This is a genomic window from Halothiobacillus sp., from assembly GCF_028710545.1.
Taxonomy (GTDB): Bacteria; Pseudomonadota; Gammaproteobacteria; order Halothiobacillales; family Halothiobacillaceae; genus Halothiobacillus.
On record NZ_JAQTTX010000006.1, the window covers coordinates 63261 to 71125 of the forward strand.

Genomic DNA, 7865 nt, shown 5'->3' on the forward strand with positions numbered 1-7865 from the left:
AGGGGCTTTTTCCCCCTCCCTCTTTGTGGGGAGGGCTGGGGCGGGGGATTTATGCTTTGGTATAAGCCTCATCACCCTCACCCCTGCCCCTCTCCCATCAAGGGAGAGGGGGGATGCGCCTCCCTCTTTATAAAAAAGGAAGAATGAGTGTATTTTTCATTTTGATCGAAATAGACGTGTATACAGGGCGGTGAGCCAGTGGTGGCGTTGCCAGACCAAATCCACACCGTTATCTATCTCAAGATCGCGGGCTTGGGCCGCGGTGTGCGTATGGGCCGGTTGTCTTTGCGTGAGGAACTGATCGATGGCATCCAGGCTTGCATACCATCCGGCAAGATCACCTTCGAGATAACACCACAACGGCTCGCTCCATACGATATAAGTCGAACGCGAGGGCGAAACGCCAAGGGCAACCAACTCATTTATATCAGGCCGGAAACTCGTGGAGAGAATCACGACTGGGTTGCTGGTACTTTCGACAGCATGCAAACAAAGAGCGCCGGCCAGAACCGCGGAGTCGGTATAGATCAAAGGACGATCATCGCTCGTGATTCGGTCGACGGCAGTTGACGATATTGAATGGATGGTTTCGACATTCGCTGGGGTTGGCCAAGGACTACGCCCCCAAACCCAAAGGCTGTTGATTTCGGGACGCGCTTTTTTTGCCCGTTCGGCGTTAACGGGATGGCTGTAAAGCCACATTTGCAACTCCGTGAGCCAGCGCCGGAACGGACGCAACTCATCTCCCGCCAGCAGTTGGCCGACATGACGATTCAGAGCACTGCCCAACGGCGGCAGATCGACCGTGCTCACCCGTTCGAGCGCTGTGGCGGTGTACCCCAGATAGTGCCGCCCGCTCGCTGCCGAAAACAGGCTGATGCCATCGGCTTGAAGCCATTGATTCAAATCCGCTTGCAGCGCTGCCCATTCCTCCCGCTCGACATGCAGATAACGCGGCCCCATCAGCACTGCGTTGTCGGTGCCCGCCTGCAAGTGCACCGGCGTGACCTGGCTGACGGCCACGATGGCGGGATGTTCGGCGAGTGCTGCACGTAATCCGGCATCCACGGACAAATCTGCCTGCAATGCGAACGCCGCCGTACCGTGGCCTCTATCCATTGCAGCAAACCGCGCCAACAGCAGGGTTTCCGGATCATCCTGACAGGCTTCATCTTGGGTTTGTGGTACTACTGCCAGTCGATCCGTCATTCGTTTCATACGACGTGAACGCAGCGCCACGGACAGCGGTCCGTCGGTCGGCCCATTCGGCGGCCACTGCCAAAGCCGCTCCTGATTTGGCAGGGCAGCCTGATGGCCTGCCATTTTATCCTTATGAGGCTTATCTTCATCAAAACGAGGTTCTGGGTGCAATCCCAGAATACTTAAGTGCAGCTTATTCATAGTGTTCGCAGAAAATCGGGGTATGCAAATCAGTCGGCCTACTGTTCGGAGTCATCTGTGTTCTGGTCATCATTGGCAGATGGTGCCTGTTTGGCCGGTATCGGGGCGATGTAACCCGCCAGCAAGAGCAATACGCCCACGCCGACAAACGAGATGATCCGGGCGAGTGTATCGCTGCCGGACAAATCGACCAGAAAGAGTTTGAGCACCACCACACCAAGCAACCCGGCGGCAACCAACCATAGACGACGTTGCTTTAGTCGGCTGGCCAGCACGATCAGCACCAAGCCCAACAACGACCAGGCAATAGAGTATGTCGTTTGCGCCAGCGCCTCGTGCAGGAACCGCCCGTCATCGAGCGGCAGCCCGGCGTACGCATTCAGGCTGCGGGCAATCATGGCATTGAGCCAGACAAACGCGGCAGCGCCCATCAACCAATGCAGCACCTGTTGTGTTCGCTCACCGGCATAGTTCAGGAAATACGCACCGGTCAGTCTTCCATGTCGCCATAGGGCGAACAGGGCCAGAGCAGAAACAAAATCGAGTGCATTGAATAATGGCAGATAACCGATCTGTGCCGGTTGGGCCCAGCCTGCACCCATAACAGGATCCGTCACCCACGGCCCATTGACGATAAACATCCAACCCATTAAGAACACACCCAAACCCGATGCAACCCATCCACGATAGGCAGCCGCATGGCCAGATCGTTCAGCGAAGGGCCAGTGACGGGCGGAACCGACCCAACTCAGCAGCAGCACAGGTATCAGGCCCCAACTCATGACCGTCCAAACGCCGGGCGTGTTCGGGTGCATGATGCCCCTTGGCCCCAGATCGAACCAGCCGAAATCCAGTGTAAACCCGAACAGCCCCCGGAAGATCGCATCAGCCAATTGGGGCGCCAACACAGGCACCAGCAACCACACACCCAAACCATGCAAGCGCTCGGATGCGAATACGGATTCGCCGCGACGCTCGCTCCAGTAGAGCCCGCCATAGAGTGTGGCGAACGCCAATATCCATGCAAACCACCCTCCTTCGTGGAACGGGCTCATATTCAACAGGAAAATCAAGCCGCCCAGCGCCCACATCCAGGCAGTTTGCAGCGCGAGCAGGTAACGCAGAACCGACCAATCGGACAACCACTGCCGCAGCCATTGGGCCACCAGCATCGAAGCACTGGCGAACATCAGCCACAGCGTGAACGGCTGAAGCCAGCTCGCCACATGTGCCAAATCATAGAATCCGGTGCCGAACCACCAGGCCAATCCCCAGAGGGTCAACAGGGCAGGAACAGGCGCCCAGTTTCGCCGATTACGTAATAGATAGGCACTGGCCAACCCGGAAAGCGCAATCAAACCGCCACTCAAGAAATAGCCATCCAGCAAAGGCCAGTGTGTCGGGTCGAGTGATGGAGGATCGTCGCCAAACGCCACCCCGGCACCGAGTTGCAGCAAAAGGCCAAACACAACCGGCCAAGTTTTCCCCTGCCGCAATCCGACCCAAAGCATGGCCGCGCCTTCCAACGCCCAGGTGGTGCTGGTCCATTGCCCATCGAACGCGAACGGCGCGGCCAAAGAAACAAAACCGAGGCCCAATAGCAGGAAAGCATCGTTCAGAATCTTGAAATACTCACCGACAGCGCGCCGCAACCCCAGCCACAGCACAAGATAGAGTATGCCCAAGCCAAATGCGCTCCAGGCCAGCCCGTATTCGAAATTTTGAACCAGAGCGGCTTGCAGCCCAAACCCGACCAGCGGCGGGCCGAACACGAGGGTGGATTGCACATAGTCACGCAGCCCATCTGCCCGTTGCTGACGCGCGAACAATAGGGCCGTCGCCAGGAAGATCAGATAAAAACCGATCAGAAAAGGTTCGGTGGTCGAAAACAGCGCAGGCTTATAGTTCAACCCACCCCAAATCGTGCCGATCACGAACGTGAACAAAAAGGCCAGCAGGTTGAGTTCGCGCCAGGCCTTGCGCCAGGCGACGAACACGATGCCGAAATCGAGCACAAGGTAATAACTGAACAGATCGACATGCCTTCCGCTGTCGCTACCCGCCAGAATCGGCGCGAGAAAACCGCCAATAATCCCCAGCACGGCAAGGCTCCGGGCATCCTGAACGACCGCCAGCACTGCGGCAGCGGCCACAACCAGAAGCATCAGCCCCATCGTCACGCCCGCCGGCAACAACCCGTACAGACGAAATGCCGCGTATAACGTGAGATACGTCAGGCCGATGCCCCCGCCCTGCAAAACTAGGGCATAACCGGTATGTCGCTCACGCAAGTACCAGCCGATGCCGAGCAACACCAGCCCGCCAAGACCCACCAGGGTCAAGCGGACGCTGATCGGGAACAGGGCCTGATCGGCGGCGTATTTCAGCAGGAAGGCCAAGCCGAAAAACAGCACGATCACCCCGATCTTGGCGACCACATTGCCCTCGGTGAGGAATCGGTACACGCTCGACCACGCGCGCGACAGCCCATCCGGCGCACCAGTTACGTCAGACGCAGGCGGGCTCCAAGCCGATACCGATGCCTCGTTTTCTGGGTTGCTTTCAGGCAACGAAGCGTCGGCTCGCGCGATCACATGCGACTCGCCAACCTGCTTTAAGGGCACGGATGAAGATTCCGGCAAGGGTTCGTGCGATGGCAGATGATCGGGTTCAGGCTCCGGGGCTCTCGACTCTACTTCTTCCCCGACAGATTCGGGCGCGACGGGCGGATTCGTCGCTTCGGGTGGCGACGCTCGGTGCGCCGGAGGATGAGACAGATGACGCAATTCTTCGCGCAGCAGTATCTGATCGGCGATCAAGGCCTGAACCTGCCGATTCAACCGGCTGATCTGCGCCACGAGAAAACCGGTCAGCGCGCCGAAAGCCGCCCCCCAGATTCCGGCCACAGCCATCCCGAGAATCAGCCCCACCAGGGTGAGTGTAATGATCATGTCCTGTGCTCCCTGCTAAAACGGCACCCCTTCACACCGATTCCACGCCACATGGAAACCCCGCCAGAAACGTCAGCAGATATGAAAACGGATGCCGTCAGAATGCCCGCCAGCGCTACGCGGCGCAATGCCCTTCAACGATTAGGCCTCGATTACGTGCCGGAAAGCCGTTATTGCGGACCGGCATCCTGAAGGATGTAACTCGGCACCTCATCGGCGGAAGTGATCCCGATGTTCGACCTGGTGATATTGACCGGGCTCGACGGAACATACGGGGGGTTACTACATATCTTGTAGGGATCGACGCTGCCGTAGAACGACGTCGGGTCACGGAAATAATTATCGGTGTACGTCAAATCGCCTACCGGCAGACACCCGCCCATGTCCAAACCGTACGGCAACCAATTGCTCAGCAGGCAAAGATCCTGGGTAAAATTCGATCCCTCGAACGACGTGGGGTAACCGCAGGCGCCGAAATCGACCGTGCCCGACGGATCGTTGAGCGTCACGTTCTGCGTCAGAGTGATGAACTGAGAACCACCGTCGGTGTAAAAGATATTACCGCCCGCACTGGGGCGTTTATATTCGGCGACATTCCCCTGAATCAGCAAACCGTTGGAGAAACTGGTGCCCTGCGCCCCGTTGGTATAGATAGCCCCGCCGTCCCACAACTTCTCAAGGAAATAGCTAATGCGGTTAGCAATGATCTTGTTGTTGCTGGTAATTGTCGGAGTCGAATAGGTGCCCCACATATTCGGCGTCGCACCGGGCAGGCCCGGATAGCCTGACTCGTCGAGCAAACCCCAGCCCCAGCCAATCGCCAACCCGCTCCAGGGCACATGGCTCACGTCATTGTGGGCAACTGTCGTATTCCGGGTGAACCCGATGTAGATACCGGCGGTATCCCAGTAATCCTGACCGGTGCGGGAGATGACATTATTTTGCACCAGATTCCCACTGTTGGTTGCGGCGGCGTTCGGGCGTATATCCAGGGCCGAAATACCGCCGACCTGCAAGGCGGACGACGAAATATCCACGAACTGGTTATTCAGAACCTGATTGTTCTGGCAACCGGTGCCGAGCGACAACGCCACTCCGCCCAGGTGCTTGAACGTGTTGCCTTTGAGGACGATGTGATGCGCGTACTGCAAACTGATGTTGCCCGGCGTGGAATACGTGACCTGCTGATGCCCGATCACATTGGGCTGATAACCGCTGCCGATGAGCAGATTACCGCTCTGATCCGCCACATAACCGTTATTGGAATTCGGCAACGACCAGGTCGCATAGGCGAAGGTGAGATTTTCGAACTGGATGTTCATAACCGGCGCGGCCGCCGTGCCTTTGATCTGCAACAGCGATTCCAGAACCGGCAGCGTGGCCGTCTGCGGCGGCGTGCCGGACGCCATCAGGTACGTGATCGTTTTCGTGTATGGGTCCAGATACCACATGTTCGGATCGGTCAAAAACTCCGGCGCATTCTCCAACCAGCTGAGCTGGTAAAAGTTCCAGGGTGGCGGAAAGGTATTGGCGTTATCCCAGCAAGGCTGGGCCATCACCAGCGTACCCGCCGAATCGCTGGCGACCGGGCAACGCATCATCTTCCACTGCGTGGTCGTCACGGCTTCCACCAGTTCGGGATGCGTCAGGGTCGGCACACTGTGAACCGGCTGATAGCCATTCGAAACCCGGGCGTAATCGGGGTTGATGCCCGTGCCCGTATTCGAACGCGCACGAATGGCTCGATGATCGTCCACATAGAACTGACGCGGCACGATGTTGGCGGGCAAGTCTGGAACCTGCGCCACACAGCGCGCACCCGAACACTGAAAACCTCGCACATCAAGCCCGCCGGACAAAACCACCGGCGACGTACTACCGGGGTCGGCCTTATAAACCACCTCGCCATTCGCCGAACCGGAATCCCGCGCATCAAAAACCAGCGGCGCCTTGAGGTGATACACCCCGCCTTCGATATTCACTGCGATCTTGCACTGCCCCGCATCGGGTCACCCCGAACGGCAAACTGCGCCTTCTCAATCGTGGCAAAAGGCTGCTTGGCGCTGCCATCTCCCGCCGCATCGCTCCCGGTGGGCGAAACCCAATACGTCATGCACGCATCGGTACGCGAATCGGAAGATAAATTGCAGCCCGACAGGGATGGCATTGCCAGTGCCAAAGCGACACCCCCCGCAGCACGAGAAAAACGCCACCGGGCAAGCGGTGCGAAGGGAATAAACATGCTTGATTTCCTTGTGTGGTTATTTGTTCTGCCAGCGCTTCAAGGCACCGGTCTTATCACCAAGCACAAATTAGCACAGAGGGATGATGTAAGGGAGTGTTCGTCACGCCAGTGCGTGTGTATCCCCCATAAATCCGAGTTGTGCAAAGAATCCAGCATGCCATTGAAATCGCCCGGTCTTAAAACCCGCCACTTTTCAAAATCTTGAACGGCTTTCACCGGTCTTCCGCACACCTGAAGCGCACTCAATGAATAGCTATTTATTTTTTGATCGGCGAGGAATAGAATCCGCTCCGCCTCCGGGTTCTCCGGAGGGCTTCTCCTGTCTCCCCTGAACAGATTTACAATTCATCGAGGCAATCGTGGGCAATCCTTGTCAGCGTTGTGGTGCCTGTTGCGCCTATTTCCGCGTGTCGTTTTATTGGGCCGAGTCGGTGCCTTTTCTGGACGGTCAGGTGCCGCCCGAACTGACGGAACAGATCAATCCGTATCTGGTGAGCATGAAGGGCACCCTCACCTCGCCCGCGCGCTGCGTTGCGCTCGATGGCGCCATTGGCGATTGCGTTAGTTGCTCGATTTATCCCAACCGGCCCACGCCCTGCCGGGAACTGGAACCTTGGGATGAGCATGGCCAGCCGGATGAGAAATGCAGTCGGGCACGCACAGCCCATGGGTTGCCGCCGCTCGAACCCATCGTGCCGCACACCCCGGAAATCGTCGATCCGCTGCGAACGGGTACCGATTGATTTCTTTCTGGACACGTACAGAAATTTAGAACCCAGCGCCCCTTACTATTTCTGCCGCGTATCGAATGCGGCGCGCAGTGCTTCGCCGATAAAAATCAGCAAGAGCAAGGTGCCCACCAACACGCCAAATGTGGTGAGCGATAGCCACCAGGCATCGATATTGTTCTTGCCCTGCGCCAGCAGTTCGCCGAGTGAGGGCGTTGAAGGCGGCACGCCCAGTCCCAAAAAATCCAGACTCGTCAGAGCCAGAATCGCGCCCGATACCCGGAAAGGCAAAAAGGTGATCACGGGCGTGAGTGCATTGGGCAGCAGGTGCCGGAACATGATGCGCGGGCCGGAAACGCCGAGGGCGCGGGCGGCGCGCACATATTCGAGATTGCGGCCTTTGAGGAATTCGGCGCGCACATAATCCGACAAGCCGATCCAGCCGAACAGCGAGAGCAGAATCAGCAGCAAACCGATCGATGGCTGGAAGATCGAGGCGAAAATAATCAGCAGGTACAGTTCGGGCAGCGAACCCCACAC

General features: G+C 57.8%; 6 protein-coding genes. 1 reads left to right on the plus strand and 5 read right to left on the minus strand.

From position 1 onward, the window contains the following. Positions 1-156 precede the first annotated feature (156 nt). From PHD44_RS02115 to PHD44_RS02130, 4 genes are all read right to left on the minus strand, one after another. Positions 157-1401, minus strand: a complete 1245-nt coding sequence (locus PHD44_RS02115; protein WP_300187546.1) for a hypothetical protein — start codon at positions 1399-1401, stop codon at positions 157-159. A 38-nt stretch (positions 1402-1439) separates the two neighbouring features. Beyond that, on the minus strand, positions 1440-4352 hold the full coding sequence (locus PHD44_RS02120) for a DUF2339 domain-containing protein (protein WP_300187548.1): 2913 nt from the start codon (positions 4350-4352) through the stop codon (positions 1440-1442). Between the two features lie 170 nt (positions 4353-4522). Beyond that, a complete protein-coding gene (locus tag PHD44_RS02125; RefSeq protein WP_300187551.1) occupies positions 4523-6334 on the minus strand; it encodes a right-handed parallel beta-helix repeat-containing protein in 1812 nt (603 codons plus the stop codon). Continuing rightward, entirely contained in the window at positions 6331-6594 is a 264-nt protein-coding gene (locus PHD44_RS02130) for a hypothetical protein (RefSeq protein WP_300187554.1), read from the minus strand. The genes PHD44_RS02125 and PHD44_RS02130 overlap by 4 nt, the downstream gene beginning before the upstream one ends. A 362-nt stretch (positions 6595-6956) precedes the next feature. On the opposite strand from PHD44_RS02130, the gene PHD44_RS02135 reads away from it, so the two are divergent. Then, the gene (locus PHD44_RS02135; RefSeq protein ID WP_300187555.1) at positions 6957-7340 is read left to right on the plus strand and encodes a YkgJ family cysteine cluster protein; all 384 of its coding nucleotides are present in this window, start codon (positions 6957-6959) and stop codon (positions 7338-7340) included. Positions 7341-7385: 45 nt separating this feature from the next. Here the strand turns inward: PHD44_RS02135 and PHD44_RS02140 are convergent. Then, on the minus strand, positions 7386-7865 hold a 480-nt coding region (locus PHD44_RS02140; protein WP_300187558.1), incomplete at its 5' end, for an ABC transporter permease subunit.